15 protein-coding genes are annotated in these 14,761 nt (G+C 70.5%); 6 read left to right on the forward strand and 9 right to left on the reverse strand.

Features of this window, described 5'->3' with window-relative positions:
• Nucleotides 1–105: 105 nt before the first annotated feature.
• Nucleotides 106–1,020, reverse strand: a complete 915-nt coding sequence (locus tag AJAP_RS12795) for a LysR family transcriptional regulator (RefSeq protein WP_038510994.1) — start codon at nucleotides 1,018–1,020, stop codon at nucleotides 106–108.
• A gap of 72 nt (nucleotides 1,021–1,092) precedes the next feature.
• Here AJAP_RS12795 and AJAP_RS12800 point away from each other — a divergent pair, with 72 nt between their 5' ends.
• Nucleotides 1,093–2,061 carry a DMT family transporter gene (locus tag AJAP_RS12800; protein WP_038510995.1) on the forward strand — a complete coding sequence of 323 codons (969 nt, stop codon included), beginning with the start codon at nucleotides 1,093–1,095 and terminating at the stop codon, nucleotides 2,059–2,061.
• Here AJAP_RS12800 and AJAP_RS12805 read toward each other — a convergent pair.
• Complete coding sequence (locus AJAP_RS12805) at nucleotides 1,975–2,436, reverse strand: universal stress protein (RefSeq protein ID WP_051972433.1); 462 nt, start codon at nucleotides 2,434–2,436, stop codon at nucleotides 1,975–1,977. The genes AJAP_RS12800 and AJAP_RS12805 overlap by 87 nt on opposite strands.
• Nucleotides 2,433–3,983 carry an MDR family MFS transporter gene (locus tag AJAP_RS12810; RefSeq protein WP_038510998.1) on the reverse strand — a complete coding sequence of 517 codons (1,551 nt, stop codon included), beginning with the start codon at nucleotides 3,981–3,983 and terminating at the stop codon, nucleotides 2,433–2,435. The genes AJAP_RS12805 and AJAP_RS12810 overlap by 4 nt, the downstream gene beginning before the upstream one ends.
• Before the next feature lie 81 nt (nucleotides 3,984–4,064).
• On the opposite strand from AJAP_RS12810, the gene AJAP_RS12815 reads away from it, so the two are divergent.
• Nucleotides 4,065–4,646: a TetR/AcrR family transcriptional regulator gene (locus tag AJAP_RS12815; protein WP_037345250.1), complete on the forward strand. Its 582-nt coding sequence runs from the start codon at nucleotides 4,065–4,067 to the stop codon at nucleotides 4,644–4,646.
• Here the strand turns inward: AJAP_RS12815 and AJAP_RS12820 are convergent.
• On the reverse strand, nucleotides 4,634–5,524 hold the full coding sequence (locus AJAP_RS12820) for a LysR family transcriptional regulator (protein WP_038511000.1): 891 nt from the start codon (nucleotides 5,522–5,524) through the stop codon (nucleotides 4,634–4,636). The genes AJAP_RS12815 and AJAP_RS12820 overlap by 13 nt on opposite strands.
• Nucleotides 5,525–5,625: 101 nt before the next feature.
• Here AJAP_RS12820 and AJAP_RS12825 point away from each other — a divergent pair, with 101 nt between their 5' ends.
• Nucleotides 5,626–6,501: an NAD(P)H-binding protein gene (locus AJAP_RS12825; protein WP_038522943.1), complete on the forward strand. Its 876-nt coding sequence runs from the start codon at nucleotides 5,626–5,628 to the stop codon at nucleotides 6,499–6,501.
• 6 nt (nucleotides 6,502–6,507) lie between these two features.
• Here the strand turns inward: AJAP_RS12825 and AJAP_RS12830 are convergent, their stop codons facing one another.
• From AJAP_RS12830 to AJAP_RS12845, 4 genes are all read right to left on the reverse strand, one after another.
• On the reverse strand, nucleotides 6,508–7,725 hold the full coding sequence (locus tag AJAP_RS12830; RefSeq protein WP_038511003.1) for a glycosyltransferase: 1,218 nt from the start codon (nucleotides 7,723–7,725) through the stop codon (nucleotides 6,508–6,510).
• A 145-nt stretch (nucleotides 7,726–7,870) separates the two neighbouring features.
• Nucleotides 7,871–8,536: a helix-turn-helix transcriptional regulator gene (locus tag AJAP_RS12835; RefSeq protein ID WP_038511006.1), complete on the reverse strand. Its 666-nt coding sequence runs from the start codon at nucleotides 8,534–8,536 to the stop codon at nucleotides 7,871–7,873.
• Nucleotides 8,537–8,692: 156 nt separating this feature from the next.
• Complete coding sequence (locus AJAP_RS12840; RefSeq protein ID WP_038511008.1) at nucleotides 8,693–9,340, reverse strand: TetR/AcrR family transcriptional regulator; 648 nt, start codon at nucleotides 9,338–9,340, stop codon at nucleotides 8,693–8,695.
• Between the two features lie 51 nt (nucleotides 9,341–9,391).
• A complete protein-coding gene (locus AJAP_RS12845; protein WP_038511011.1) occupies nucleotides 9,392–11,623 on the reverse strand; it encodes an ATP-binding protein in 2,232 nt (743 codons plus the stop codon).
• A 93-nt stretch (nucleotides 11,624–11,716) separates the two neighbouring features.
• Here AJAP_RS12845 and AJAP_RS12850 point away from each other — a divergent pair, with 93 nt between their 5' ends.
• Nucleotides 11,717–12,361 carry a helix-turn-helix transcriptional regulator gene (locus AJAP_RS12850; RefSeq protein ID WP_038511012.1) on the forward strand — a complete coding sequence of 215 codons (645 nt, stop codon included), beginning with the start codon at nucleotides 11,717–11,719 and terminating at the stop codon, nucleotides 12,359–12,361.
• Between the two features lie 6 nt (nucleotides 12,362–12,367).
• Here the strand turns inward: AJAP_RS12850 and AJAP_RS12855 are convergent, their stop codons facing one another.
• Nucleotides 12,368–12,937, reverse strand: a complete 570-nt coding sequence (locus AJAP_RS12855) for a helix-turn-helix transcriptional regulator (RefSeq protein ID WP_084098621.1) — start codon at nucleotides 12,935–12,937, stop codon at nucleotides 12,368–12,370.
• A 401-nt stretch (nucleotides 12,938–13,338) separates the two neighbouring features.
• Here AJAP_RS12855 and AJAP_RS12860 point away from each other — a divergent pair, with 401 nt between their 5' ends.
• Nucleotides 13,339–13,857 (forward strand): Arc family DNA-binding protein, encoded by a 519-nt coding sequence (locus AJAP_RS12860; protein ID WP_038511017.1) that lies wholly within the window; start codon nucleotides 13,339–13,341, stop codon nucleotides 13,855–13,857.
• A 51-nt stretch (nucleotides 13,858–13,908) separates the two neighbouring features.
• Nucleotides 13,909–14,754, forward strand: a complete 846-nt coding sequence (locus tag AJAP_RS12865; RefSeq protein WP_038511020.1) for a DUF4097 family beta strand repeat-containing protein — start codon at nucleotides 13,909–13,911, stop codon at nucleotides 14,752–14,754.
• The last annotated feature ends 7 nt before the right edge of the window (nucleotides 14,755–14,761 follow it).

Genomic DNA, 14,761 nt, shown 5'->3' on the forward strand with positions numbered 1-14,761 from the left:
ACCGGGGTGAAGGCTCCCTTCGCCGCATTAGACGCGGCGAAGGGAGCCTTCACCCGGCCACGGCCGACGTTGCGAAAGCCACTTTCGCAACCCCTGTCAGGCCACTCACGAGCCCCAAGATCTCGCGGCCTCCACCAGTGCCTCGACGCATTCCGCGACGGCAGGCCGCGTTTCCCCCTGCGGCTGCACGGCGTACAGCTGCCGGTGCAGGGCCGGTTCGAGCGGGGCGCACACGACGGTCGGCGGCGCGATCGTGGTGGCCATGCTCGGCACCAGCGTGACCGCGCCCAGCCCGGCGACGACGGCGAACTGCGTGCCGAAACCGCTGACCGTATGCCGCACGATCGGCTCGATCCCGCGTTCGCGCAGGGTCTGGCGGATCCAGGCGTTCGCCAGGGTCGGGCGCGCCCACGCGACCCAGATCTCCTCCGCGAGCTCCTCGGCGCGCACCGAATCCGCCCCGGCCAGCGGATGTCCGGCCGGGAGCACGATCATCGCCGAGTCGTCGCGCAGTTCGGTCCAGCGGGTGGCGGGTGGCCGGGTGAGCGGCAGGTTCTCCCAGCTTTCGACGACCACGACGTCGAAGACGCCGTCGGCCAGCGCGGGTAGGGCCACCTCGGGTTCGACCTCGTGCAGCCGCGCCTCGATGCCGGGGTGGCGGACGGCGAGCCCGGTGAGCGCGGGCGTGATGAACGTGTGCACGCCCGAGGGAATCGCGCCGATCTCGACGACGCCGGTCGTCTCGCCGGTCAGGGAGTCCAGATCGGCGCGGGCGGCGCGGAGTTCGGCGAGCACCCGGTCCGAGCGCTGCGCCAGCAGCAGTCCCGCCGGGGTGAGCCGCACGCCGCGCCCGTGCCGCACGAGCAGCCCGGTGCCCGCCTCCCGTTCCAGTTTGGTCAGCTGCTGGGAGATCGCCGACGGCGTCACGTGCAGCAGCTCGGCCGCCGCGGCGAGCGATCCCCGCCGCCACACCGCGTGCAGCATCCGCAGCCGTTCCACATTGGACAGATCGCCACTCATTAGCCGAGCTTAACCCTCGGGGTAAGAGGATCTCGCTGGTCCTCGCGGTCGTCGTGCGATCGAATCGAAGACATGCGGCACCACCGAATCCTCATCGATCCGCGGGTACAAGGAGTGCTCGGAGCCCTCGCGATCGCCCTGTCCGCCCCGCTCGTCGCGTTGTCCGGCGTCAGCTCGACGACGGCGACGTTCTTCCGCTGCCTGTTCGCGTTGCCGATCCTGGTGATCCTGGCGCGGTCCCGCGAGCGAGGACAGCGACCGACCCCGGCCGCGCGACGCCGGCACGTGCTGGCCGGTGTCCTGCTCGGGATCGACATGGTGCTCTGGAGCGAGGCCATCCTCTCCGTCGGCGCGGGCGTCGCCACGGCGCTGGTGAACGTCCAGGTGGTCCTCGTCCCGCTGGCCGGGTTGCTGTGGTTCGGCGAACGGCCGCCGCGGGCGTTCTGGCTGTCCATCCCGGTGATGCTGGCGGGGACGGCGCTGGCCGGGGGACTGGCGGACGGCGGTGCCGCGGGCAGCGATCCCTGGTACGGAACCGTCATGGCGGTACTGGCGGGCGTGGCCTACGCCGGGTACCTGATCCTGTTGCGCCGCGCCGGAACCGACGGCGGCGGCCGTACGACGATGCTCGCCACGGCGACCGCGGCGTCGGCGAGCGTGGGCGGTCTTTCGGGGCTGTTCGCCGGGAATCTCGACGTCACGCCGCCGGTGTCGGCATTGGTCTGGCTGTTCGTGCTGGCCGTGACCGGGCAGGTGCTCGGCTGGCTCCTGATCGGACGCGCGCTGTCGGCCCTGCCCGCGAGCGGCGGGTCCGCCGTGCTGATGCTGCAACCCGCCGCCGCGATCCTGTTCGGGGCCGCGCTGCTCGGCCAGTGGCCGACACCGCTGCAGCTGGCGGGCTGTGCGCTGGTCGTCGCGGCGGTGGGGGCCGTGTCGTTCCTCGGCGGCCGGTCGTCAGGGAACGACCAGCACCGGCCAGTGCCCGGTCCGGATGAGCTTGGTCGCGACCGACCCCGCGAACCGGTGTCCGGCCTGCTGTGAGGCGCCGACCACGACGGTGTCGACCAGGCTCCGGTCGGCGGTGTCGCGCAGCGCGGTGTACGGATCGCCGAAGATCCTCAGGAAGCTGACCGGCACTTCCAGCTCGTCGGCCGCCGTGCGGATCTGCTCGCGGATCTCTTCGTAGAGCCGCGTCGCCGTGTCGAGTTCCACCGTCGCCGCGACCGCGGGGCCGAGCGTCGGACGGCAGACGAAGGCGACGATCAGCCTGCCGCCCTCGCGCCGGGCCATGCCGAAGGCGAAGGCGGCCGCCCGCATCGCCGTGTCCGAGCCGTCGACCCCGGCCAGGATGGCCCGCCCCGTGTGATGCCGGGGCGGGCCGAAACGCTCCACAGTGGACTCGAAGGCCCCGTTCATCGCGCGACCGGGACTTCCGGCTCCGTCTCCACATCGAGCGTGGTGCGCAGGGTGAGCGGCTTGAGCAGCAGTGCCGCGATCACGCCCACGACGCCCACCGCCGCGGAGATCAGGAAGATGTGCGCGGTCGCGTCGCCGTACACGGTGTGCACGATCGCCTGGACCTCCGGCGGCAGTGCCTTGAGGTTCAGCGCGCTGACGCTGCCCGTCGACGCACTCCCTGCCGGCACGTGCAGCGCGGTGGACAGGTCGGCGGTGACCCGGTTCGCGAGTACCGCGCCCAGCACCGAGACGCCGATGGTGCCGCCGAGCGACCGGAAGAACGTGACCGACGCGCTGGCCGCGCCCAGATCCCGCAGCGGCACGGTGTTCTGCACGGCGAGGACGAGGTTCTGCATCGTCATGCCGACGCCGATGCCGACCACCGCCATCGCGATGCCCACCAGCCACAGCGGCGAGGCGTGGTCGACGGTGCCCAGCCCGAGGAAACCGATCACCAGGGTGATGGTGCCCGCCACGATGTACGGCTTCATCCGTCCGGTGCGGCTGATCAGGCGACCGGACACGGTCGAGGAGACGAGCACGCCGCCCATCAGCGGGATGGTCAGCAGACCGGCTTCGGTGGGGGAGTAGCCGCGGCCGATCTGGAAGTACTGGCCGAGGAACACCGCGCCGCCGAACATCGCCATCCCGACCGCGAGGCTCGCGACGATCGCCAGGGCCGGGGTGCGCTGGGTGATGATGTGCAGCGGGACGACGGGTTCGCGGACCTTCCGTTCCACCAGCACGGCGAGGACGAGGAGCACGACGCCGCCCGCCACCATGAGGGCCGTCTGCCAGGACAGCCAGTCGAAGCCGTTGCCCACGAACGAGACCCAGATCAGCAGCACACTCACGCCCGCGGCGATGAGCCCGGCGCCGAGGTAGTCGACCTGGACGTTCTCCCGGCGCACGGTCTCCAGTTTCAGGGTCCGCTGCAGCACGATGAACGCCGCCACCGCGATCGGCACGCCGACGAAGAAGCACCAGCGCCAGCCGAGCCACGGCACGTCCACGATCAGGCCGCCGAGCAGCGGCCCGCCGACCGTGGCGACCGCCATGACCGCGCCGAGGTAACCGTTGTAGCGGCCGCGTTCACGCGGCGGGATGATCGCCGCGATCACGACCTGGACCAACGCCTGCAGGCCGCCGACGCCGATGCCCTGGAACGCGCGGGCGGCGATCAGCTGTCCGGTGTTCTGGCTGAATCCGCTGATCGTCGAGCCGATCACGAAGATCACGATCGCGATCTGCACCAGCGTCTTCTTGTTGAACAGGTCGGCGAGTTTGCCCCAGATGGGTGTGGTGGCCGTCGCCGCCAGCAGGGTGGCCGTGACCACCCACGTGTACTGCGTCTGCGTGCCGTTCAGCGAGCCGATGATCAGCGGCAGGGCGGTCGACACGACCGTCGAGCTGATCATCGCCACGAGCAGCGCGAGCAGCAGGCCGGACAGCGATTCGAGCACCTGCCGGTGTCCCATCGCTCCTGACGGTGCCTCGGTCTTCATGGCGTCCTTTCGAGCGGCGGTTGTTGCTCATTGTGCAAACTTGCACAGTGGGAACTTTATTCCCGTCGCTACGCTGTCCTGGTGGACACCCTCGACACGCTCCGCACCCGCAAGAAGGCGGCGACGCGGCAATCACTGCACGAGGCCGCGCTCCGGCTGGCGATGGAGCACGGTCTCGACGGCGTGACCGTCGAGGACATCGCCGACGCGGTGGGCGTGTCCCGGCGGACCTTCTCGAACTACTTCGCGAACAAAGAGGACGCGATCCTGCACGCCGACCGCGAACGCACCGGGCTGCTGGTGTCGCTGGTCGAAGGCAGGCCGCCCGGCGAAAAGCCCTGGCAGGCGCTGCGTGCGGCCTGCCGGGAGCTGTACCGCGCGCATCCCGTCCCCGACCGCGAGTGGGTGGCGCAGCTACGGCTGCTGCGGCGGCATCCGTCGCTGCTCGCGCGGCAGGCGGGCGATCAGTTCGCCCTCGAGCGCGACCTGATCGCGGTTTTGCTGGCCAGGGGTCACGGCCTCGACCAGGAGCTGGCCAGGCTCACCGCGGCGACCTTCCTCGCCACGCTGCGGACGGGGAACGTGCTGTGGTTGGAAGGCCCAGAGGAACAGCCGCTCCCCGAGGTCGTCGACCGGTTGCTGGGCCGCGTTCAGCTGCGGTGACCGAGGGCGTACGCCGTCGTCACCACCGTGGTCGCCGCGCGGACGAAGGCGGCGACGGCCGGTGAGCGGGAGTCCTGCGGCCACATCACCGCGAGCGTCGTGGGCTCCAGATCGTCGACGGGCAGGTACGTGATGCCCGCCCGCCGGTAGCGATCCGCCACCGAGACCGGCAGGAAGCAGACGATGGCGCCGAGTTCGACCAGTTTGAAGATCTGTGTCAGATCCGAGACGGGACCGTGGGGTGCCGCGGTGGTGGGTGGCTCGGCTGAGGGCCCCTGGCCGGCCGGTGCGCCGTCGGGGAGAAGGCGGCCTTCGAGATCCGCCAGGGTCAGCCGAGACCGTGCCGCCAGCGGATCGTTCGCCGCCAGCGCCACGAGCCGGGGTTCGGTCAGCAGCGGCTCGAAGTCCAGGCGGCGCGCGTCGAACGGGGACGGCACGAGTGCCACGTCCGCTCGCCCGTCGCGCAGTTGCGACGGTTGTTCGCCCCGGCCGCCGAGGACCAACTCGATCGGCAGGGCGCCTTCTTCGGCTTCGTAGGCCTCGATGATCTTCGGCAGCAATCCGGCGTCGTGATCGGCCTTCAACGCCAGGCGCAGCCGGGGATCGGGGCGGCCCGCCTGCCGTGCCCGCCGTTCCGCCGCGGCGACCGCTTCGAGCGCGGTCCTCGCGTCCCGCAGGAAGACCTCGCCCGCGCTCGTCAGCGTGACCTGACGGGTGGTGCGTTCGAGCAGCCGGACGTCCAGCCGTCGTTCGAGGTCCCGGATCGCCCTGGACAGCGGTGGCTGCGCCATCGAAAGCCGCTCGGCCGCCCGGCCGAAATGCAGCTCCTCCGCGACCGCGACGAAGTACTTGAGCTGCCGCGTCTCCAGGTCACTCATATCCCCAGGGTATCAATGGCGACCCAGGCGGTCCTTCAGCTCGACGGCCGTCGTGGCTTGACTGGGTGACGTCGAAAATCCTCTATCACCTCGGAGTCTTCATGATCGTCGTCACCGCGCCGACCGGACAGATCGGCAGCCGGGTGCTCGGCACCCTTCTCGAACGTGGCGAACCGATCCGCGTGATCGCCCGCGATCCCGCCCGTCTGCCCGACCACGTCCGCGAGCACGTCGAGATCGTCAAGGGTTCGCACAGCGACGCCGCTGTCGTCGACGAAGCCTTCGCCGGCGCCGACACCGTTTTCTGGCTGGTCGCCGCGGACCGCCGTGCCGAAAGCCTCGAAGCCGCCTATCTGGACTTCACCCGGCCGGCTTGCGCGGCCATCGAAAAGCACGGCGTGTCACGCGTGGTCGGCATCTCGGCGCTCGGCCGCGGCTTCGCGGAGAACACCGGATACCTGTCGGCCTCGCACGCCATGGACGACCTGATCGCGGGCACGGGCGTGGCCTACCGCGCGCTGACGATGCCCACGTTCATGGACAACATCCTGTGGCAGGCCGGATCGATCGGCGAGGAGGGTGTCTTCTTCGGCCCGCTTTCCGGCGACCTCAGGGCGCCGACCTGCGCGACTCGCGACATCGCCGACGTGGCGGCCGGATGGTTGCTCGACCGGTCGTGGCAGGGGGTCGCGGACGTTCCGGTCCTGGGGCCGGAGGACCTGTCCCAGAACGATCTCGCGGAGATCATGTCCGACGTCCTCGGGCGCCCGGTCCGCTATCAGCGGGTGCCCATGGACGCCTTCCGCGCGACGCAGCTCGAACACGGCCGGTCCAAGGCGATGGCGCAGGGGATGGTCGACATGATGGCCGCGAAGGAGGCGGGGATCGACAACGCCGAACCGCGGACCCCGGCGGCCACCACGCCGACCACCTTCCGTCAGTGGTGCGAGGAGGTACTCAAACCGCGTGAGTGGTAAACGGTTCTAACCGTCCTTGGCGCTCACGAGCAGTTTCGCGGCCACCGTCGCCCCGTCGGTCCGGATCGTGTCCGCCACGGCCTTCGCCCGCGCGCCGGTCGCGGGGGAGAGGGCCGTGGTGAGCGCGGCGGTCAGGGATTCGACGGTCGGCAGCGGATCCTGGTGTGCCACACCGATTCCCAGTTCCGCCACCCGCCCGGCCCAGAACGGCTGGTCCGCGATCCGGGGGACGACCACCTGGGGCGCGCCCGCCCGGGAGGCCGTCGTCGTGGTACCCGCGCCACCGTGGTGCACGACGGCGGCCACCCGGCGGAAGAGCGCCTGCTGGTTGACTTCGCCGACGACGAAACAGTCGCCGGCGTCGTCGATCGAAGCCAGACCCGCCCAGCCGCGGGCGAGCAGGATCCGCCGTCCCAGTCCGCGGGCGGACTCGATGGCGACCCGGGCGATGTCCTTCGGCGCGTACGCGGCCATGCTGCCGAAGCCGACGTACACCGGCGGCTCACCGGAATCGAGGAATTCCTCCAGAGCGGCCGGGAGCGGGCGATCGTCGGGCCGGATCCACGCTCCCGTCGGCACGAGATCGAGATCCGTCATCCCCTCCGACGGGCACAGAACCGGGTCCGCCGCCAGCCACGGCGAGCCGGTGAAGACGTGATCGCGGACGTTGTCCACCGGCGGCAGCCCGATCGCCGCCCGGTGACTGTTGAGCGCGCCGCCGTACAGGGCGTCGACGCGTTCGGCGTCCTGCCGCCACAGCACCCGGTTGTCGGTCTCGCCCTCCGGCGACGGCGTGCCCGGCCGCATCCCCGGGGCGAAATGCCGCGACGGCAGCCCGAAGGTGTGGAAACACGCGTACACGTAAGGAATTCCGAGTTTCTCCGCGACGTCCCGCGCGCCGGCGGGCAGCAGGCCGGTCGCGAGGATCGCGTCGCACCCTTCTTCCGCCGCGGCGGAAAGTGTTTCGAACCGGGCGGCCACCAGCGCCGGGGCGAGCTTCAACGCGTCTTCCCCCGTCGGCGGTTTCGGCCCGGCGACCACCGAATGCACCGTCGGGCCGAGCGGCACCGAGGGCACACCGGCCTGCTCCAGCAATTTCACGAATTCCTCGTCCGGCGGCGCGCACACCACCGCTTCCGCGCCGAGTTCCCGCACTTCGATCGCGAGCGCCACCAAAGGTTCGACATCCCCGCGTGACCCCCACGACGTCAGCAAAACACGCACTATGCGACTCCCGTTTCCGCAGTTTCCGGCTTCGGCGGGCAATTCTGGGGGACGACCGGGGCCTTGCCGCAAGCCCCCATGTCCGCTATAAGTTGAAGGGGGCGGGGAAATGTTCGCCTTTATTCGTCCACTCTGGACGGCTTCTTCAGATCGAGCCCGTGCGCAGCGCGAAGGCGACGGCGTGCGTGCGGTTGTGTAGGCCGTACCGCGACATCACGCGGTGGAGGACGTTCTTCACCGTGCTCTCCGAATAGGCGAGTTTGGCCGCGATCTCTTCCGTGCCATGGCCGTCGGCGAGCAGGCGGAGCACCTCGCGTTCCCGGTCGGACAGTCCGGACAACGCGAGCCCGTTGGGGACCAGCAGGTCCTCCTGTATCCGTTCGAGCTGGGAGAGCAGGCTGCCCTGCAGGCGTGGCGGCAGCGCGCCCGCGCCCTGGCTGACCGCGAGGATCGTCCGCACGAGGTGCTCGCCGTCGAGGTCGCGTCGTGGCAGCAGCGCGGCCATGCCGCATTCGATGGCCGTCATCAGGACCTGGACCGGGAAATGGTCGGTGACGATCACGCATCTCGGTGGCGCCGGGAGCGACGACGCGGCGCGAACCTGGCGCAGGAAGGCGAAAACCCCGTCGCCGATCGAGTCGCCGACGGTCACGACGACTTCGGCGGCCCCGAGGTCGGCGTCGGACAGCACGTCCAGCCGCTCGTCGGCGCCGAGGATGCTCGTCGTGCCCAGCCCGGCCAGCAGATCCGGGGCGTGCACGGCGACTCTGACGCGGTCGGTCCTCCTGCTGATCTTCTCCCCGTGAATCATGAACGAAGTCCCCCCGAAGCGCCCGGATAACCATGTTAGTAGCTCTTGCGGTACTTAGAAGCTATAACGTTACAACGTTGCATGTCAACCGTGGCAACGTCACAGGGCAAGACGCTCGAGAGGCGGGAAAGGTTCAGTGCGACGGCGATCGGCCGGTCACCGGGTCGTGAGGTCGTCCAGCTCGTCCGAGATCAACAGATCGGGGTCGAATTTCATTCCGGTGAAATGGCCGGCGAGTTCGAGCGAGAGCACACCGTGCAGGCGGGTCCAGAAGGCGAGCGCGCGGTGGAGGGTCGCGGACGGGGCCGGATCGTCGCCCGCCCAATCACGGTGACCGTCCAGGTGCTTGTCGAACGGGGTTTCCGGGCCGTCCACGGGGATCGCGCGGCACGCTTCGAGCAGCACGGCCATGACCTCGCTCGAAATGGCGGTGGTGTCTTCGGGCGCGTGGTAGCCGGGGACGGGTGTGCCGTAGATGAGGAAATAGCGCTGCGGGTCGCTCCGGGCCCAGTCCCGGATGGTGACGGCGAGACCGGCCAGGTCGGCACCGCCGTCGAACGCCGCCCGGACGGTGTCGGCGAGGCTCCGGTACGCGTCGCGGATGAGCGCGGTGATCAGGTCGTCGCGGCTGGCGAAGTACCGGTACAGGGCCGGACCGCTCATGCCCACCTGTTTGGCGATCGCGTTGAGCGACAGCGCGGGCACCCCGGCGGTGGCGATCTGCTCCCACGCGTGCTGTTTGATCTCCGCGCGCACCTGGTCGCGATAGCGCTCCCGCGGGCTCTGCCCGTCCGCGTTGGTCATCGGCCCTCCCGCTCCGTCGGCCCGAAGCTTAGTTGGCGCACGAGCCGCCGATCACTCGGGCAAGAGCGCCAGCTCGGCCAACGCCTGTTCCCGCCACGCGCTGAACGACGGCCCGGGGGAGAGGTCCACGGCCAGGGTCAGGCATTCCCTGGCCTCGTCGAAGGCGCCGGCCTCCCGCCAAGCCCGTCCCTCGCGGATCGCGCTGATCACTTCCAGCCCGCCGAAACCGCCTTCCCAGGCGAGCCACCGGCTGGTGCGGTACTGGCCCGCCGCTTCCCGCCATTCGGCGAGATCGGCGAGCACGTCGCCGATGGCGCGCAGGGTCAGGGTCTTCAGCAGCCGGTGGAAATCGGGATACGTGTCGCCCGCCAGCCGTTCGGCGTCGGAGAGCACGGCCCGGTGCACGGCGAGCGCCTCGGTGTGCCGTCCGGCGTTGAGCAACGCGCGCCCGTACATGTTCCGCGCCGTGGTCTGGCCGTCCCAGAACGGCAGTTCGTGCGCCAGTTCGTACCCGCGCTTCGCGAACTCGAACGCTTCCTCGCCCTGCCCGGTCAACCGCAGCACCTGGCCGAGGTAGATGCACGCCCACGTCTGCTCCACCTGATCGCCGATCCGGACGGCGATGTCCAGCGCGCGGCGATGCTCCGCCACGGCACCCTTCTCGTCACCGAGACAAACGCTGGCGGCCCAGCCGACGAAGTTGAGCAGCTTCGCTTCGGCACCGGCGTCGCCGAGCGCGCCCGCCGCGGCGGCACCGAGCGAGAAGATCTCCCACCACGGCCGCTGGGCACTTCGTCCGTCGGAGTACCAGTGCAAGGCGATGGCGAGGTCGCGGACCTGCTGATGCCGTCCCTTCCGCGCCCCCAGCCGATGCGCGGCGACCCAGTTCCCGCCTTCGACGTCCAGCCAGCGGGCGGCCTCGTCCCGCGAGCCGAACCGGCCGGTGTCGGATGCCTTGGGATAGAACAATCTGGCCGCTTCGGCCGCCTTGTCGAGCAGGTGGGCGAGCACGATGTCACGCGCGGCGGGCTCCTCTTCCGCCTCGAACCGTTCCTCCGCGAACAGACGGATCAGGTCGTGGAACTGATGCCGTTCGGGTTCCGCCGTGGTCTGCAGGAGGCTGGCGTCGACGAGTTCGTCGAGATGATCGCGTACGTCGGCGGCGGCCGCGCCGGAGACGACGATCGCGAGCTCCAGGCCGAAATCCGCGCCGGGCACGGTCGCCAGCCGCCGGAACAGCCGTCGTGCCTCGGCCGAGACCGCGCGATACGACAGGTCGAAGGCCGAGCGCAGTTGCAGATCGCCCGCCGCGAGCGCGCGCAGCCGGGTGCTTTCGTCGCGCAGCCGGTCGGCGAGCTGGGCAAGGGACCACTGCGGCCGGGTGGCGAGCCGGTTGCCCGCGATCCGGACCGCGAGCGGCAGGAATCCGCACAGTTCGACGAGTTCGCGGGCCGCGGCGGGCTCCGCGCGGATCCGGTCGGCGCCGACGATCTTGGCGAGCAGTCCGGTCGCGCCGTCGTCCGACAACGGTTCGAGCCCCAGCCAACGGGCGCCTTCGAGCCCGGCGAGAGTGCGACGGCAGGTGATCAGGGTGAGAGAGCCGGGCCCGGCGACCAGCAGCGGACGGATCTGCGCCTCGTCGGCGGCGTTGTCCAGCAGGAGCAGGATCTTCCGTCCTTCGAGCAGCATCCGCAGCAACGCCGACCGTTCGGCTTCGGAGGCGGGCACCTGCCCCGGCGCGACGTCCAACGCGCGCAGCAGCCGGTCGAGCGCGGCCCGGGCGCTGAGCGGTTCCTCGTCCATCCCGCGCAGATCCACCGCGTAGCCCCCGTCCGGGAACTCCGCGCGCCACAGATCCGCCGCCGTCACCGCGAGCGCGGTCTTCCCGACCCCGGCCTGCCCGACGATCGCGACCACGCCACCGCCCTCGGCGACCTTCGCGGAAAGCTGGTCCAGCTCGTTCTCGCGGCCGGACAGATCCGCGGTGGGCGCGGGCAGCGCGCAGGTCGCCGCGACCTGGGCGGCCAGCGCCGGATTCCGGCGCCGCCCCTGCTTGGCGACGGTCAGGAAGAACTCGCGGTCCCGGCCGGTCAGGCCGAGCGCGTCGGCCAGCACCTCGGCGGAGCGTCGCTGGGCTGCCCGCGCGCGGCCGCGTTCGAGCTCGCGTAGGGCGCGGACACTGATACCGGAGGCCTCGGCCAGCCGCCCCTGCGTCCATCCCGCGGCCCGCCGGTGCTCGAGCAGGAGCTTGCCGAACACCGACCGCGTCTCGTTCGCCTCCACCGCGGTCCATTCAACCGGCAGGCTTGCGATGACGGAAAGCTGCCCCCTGCTTCCGCTTGTCCCGCCTTCTCCGCGGCCGGTTACCTGGAAGGCATGTCGACGATCATGACGACGCCCGTCCGCCCGGTCGTCCGGACCGAGGAGCGGCGGGAGATCCGGGTCGCCGTGCACGCAGGTGATCCGCTCGTCCTGGCGGGGCTGCGCAGCGCGCTCGGCGGAGGCCCCGGCATCACCTTGCGCGAAGACCCGGCGAAGGCCGACGTCCTCGTCGCGGTCGCGGGCGACGACCCGAGGCACATCCCGGCCGGATCCGCCCGGCTGGTGCTGGTGGCCGACCACCCCAACCAGGCCGAACTGTGGGCCGCGGTGGAGCGCGGGCTGACCGTAGTCGTCGCGCGTTCCGAGGCGACGCCGGCGCGGTTGCTGCGCGCGGTCGCCGACGCCCACGCCGGCCGGGGCGATCTGCCCGCCGATCAGCTCGGCAGTCTGTTGCGCGGGATTTCGCGGCTGCACAAGGAAGTTCTCCAGCCGCGCGAGCTCACGCTCAGTGGCTTGTCGCCCCGCGAGACGGAAGTGCTCCGGTTGCTCGCGGAGGGATTCGACACCGGCGAGATCGCCCGGCGGGTGGCCTACTCCGACCGGACCGTGAAGAACATCCTGCACGGCCTGCTCAGCCGGTTCAATCTGCGCAACCGCACCCACGTCGTGGCCTACGCGCTCCGCGAAGGTCTCATCTGAGCGCCTTCAGATGACCCCTTCCCGGATCGCGTAGGCCACCGCGTGCGACCGGTTCCGCAGCCTCAGCCGGTCGGTGACCGCGTAGATGACGTTCTTCACCGTCCGTTCCGAATAGGCGAGTTCGGTCGCGATCTCCTGGGTGTCGAACCCGTCGGCCATCAGGCGGAGGACGTCGATCTCCCGCGAGGAGAGCGCGGCGCCCGCCGGTCCGTCCGGCGCGAGCAACTCCCGGTGGAGCCGCTCGGCCTGGTCGGCCAGCCTGCCGAGGAGATCGCGCGGCGGGGCCACGGCGCGCGACGCGGCGGCACGGACGCTGTCGGCCACGCGGGAGTCGGTCATCGCCGACCTCGGCAGAATGGCGACGACCTTGCACACCACCGCCGCCGTGAGGCCGCCCTCCTCGATCCGGTCGGTCACCAGCACGATCGGCTTGCCGAGTTCGGCGGCGACCGCGCGCAACGCGGCGACCGCGTCGGCCGAAAGCCGGTCGAAAGCGGCGACGACGACGTCGGTTTCGGCCCGTGTCCGGCCTTCGGTCACCACCACGGACGCGCGTGTCTCGAGAAGGTCGACCATGCCGGCCTTCGTGATGGGGTCCAGGGCGCAGACGCTCACCCGAACTGTTCGCATGTGCCCGTCTTCCGTCCACTGTGGATCTTCGATTTGTCAAGGGCCGCAAGGACAAAAAGCGTTGCCCGCATACGCGAGCGGACCTCTTGTACGGTGGAACCGGGTAGCGGCCCGCCTCGGGTGACCCCCACATCCGGCGGCGGGTCGCTTCCTTTTCGCACGGCTCGTGGCGATTCTCGCCCGCCGTGAACGACACCGGCAACGCGTTCGGCCGTGTCCTGCTTCCCCCGCCAGCCGAGACTGGCCGAAGGGGCAAAAGTGACCCTGACCTGCGAAGACGCCACTTTGGCATCATATGGCGCCAACTTGTCCTTGCGGTGGCGCCACAATGGTGCCATGATGGCATCATGGATTTGACGCCCTTTGTGGACACCGTTCGCCGGGAACTCGCCGTCGCCGCCGAGGCGGGGGGAGCCGAGGCGAGCGCGCTCGCCGAACGCCTGACCGCGCCGCTCGCGTCGGCCATTCGTCTCGCGCTGCTGGACGCGTTGTCCGCCGCGTCGGACGAGATCACCCGTGACCTCGCGCCGGGTTCGGTCGAGGTCCGGCTGCGTGCCGGGGAAGCCAGCTTCGCCGTCACGCTTCCCGCGGTCGAGCAGGCAGCACCTACCGCTCCAGCCGCACCTGTCGCGCCGGAGCCGCCGCTGCCGGACGAGGAAGGGGCCACGGCCCGGATCAACTTCCGGCTCCCGGAAAACCTCAAGACACGCGTCGAGGAAGCGGCGGCCGCGCAAGGCCGTTCGGTCAACGCGTGGCTCGTGCGAGCCGCGTCCGCGGCGTTGCAGCCGACGGAGCGGGCCATGCCGCCCGCCCCGGTGAGCGGCGGCCATCGCGGCGTCCAGCGTTACACCGGCTGGGTCAGCTAGACCTCCCGGACCAGCACAAACACCGATCACACCACCTCTGAGGGGACAACCATGCCTTCTTTCGCCACCCCGGAACCCATTCTCGCGGACCTCGAACCCGTCGTCGGCAACGTCCGGATCGTCGCCGGAGACCGCACCGACACGGTCGTCGAAGTCGCCCCGCTCGACGAGAACAACGAGTCCGACGTCGACGCCGCGAAGCGCACCGTCGTCGAATTCTCCGGCGGCACCTTGACCGTCCGCGCGCCGAAGATGCGCCTGCTCGACTTCTCCAGGCGGACGAGGTCGATCGACGTGACCATCGAACTGCCCGCCGGCTCCCGGGTGCAGGGGAGCACCGGACTCGGCGACCTGACCGTGACCGGGCGGATCGGCGCCTGCCGCTACAAATCCGGCACCGGGCACATCCGGCTGGACCGTACCGGTGAGCTGAAACTGCACACCGCGTCCGGGAACATCGTCGTCGAGCACGCCGACGGCAACGCCGACATCAGCACGAGTTCCGGCCGCGTGCAGGTCGGCGCGATCGACGGCACCGCGGTGGTCAAGAACTCCAACGGGCCCACCACCGTCGGGACCGTCGCCGACTCGATCCGCCTCCGCTCGGCCAACGGCGACATCACCGTCGACAAGGCCGAAAGCGGTGTCGAAGCCAAGACCGCCAACGGATCCGTCCGTGTCCTCGACGCGGCCAGGGGCACGCTCACCCTCGAAACGTCGCTGGGGGACGTCGAAATCGGCATCCGCGAGGGCAGCGCCGCCTGGCTCGACGTGAACACCGGCTTCGGCCGCGTCGTCAACGACATGACCGCCTCCGCCGCTCCCGGCGACGCGACCGACAAGGTCGAAATCCACGCCGGTACCGCCGTCGGCGACATCATCGTCCACCGTTCCTGAAGGGAAT

The sequence above is a fragment of the Amycolatopsis japonica genome (genome assembly GCF_000732925.1).
Lineage (GTDB): Bacteria > Actinomycetota > Actinomycetes > Mycobacteriales > Pseudonocardiaceae > Amycolatopsis > Amycolatopsis japonica.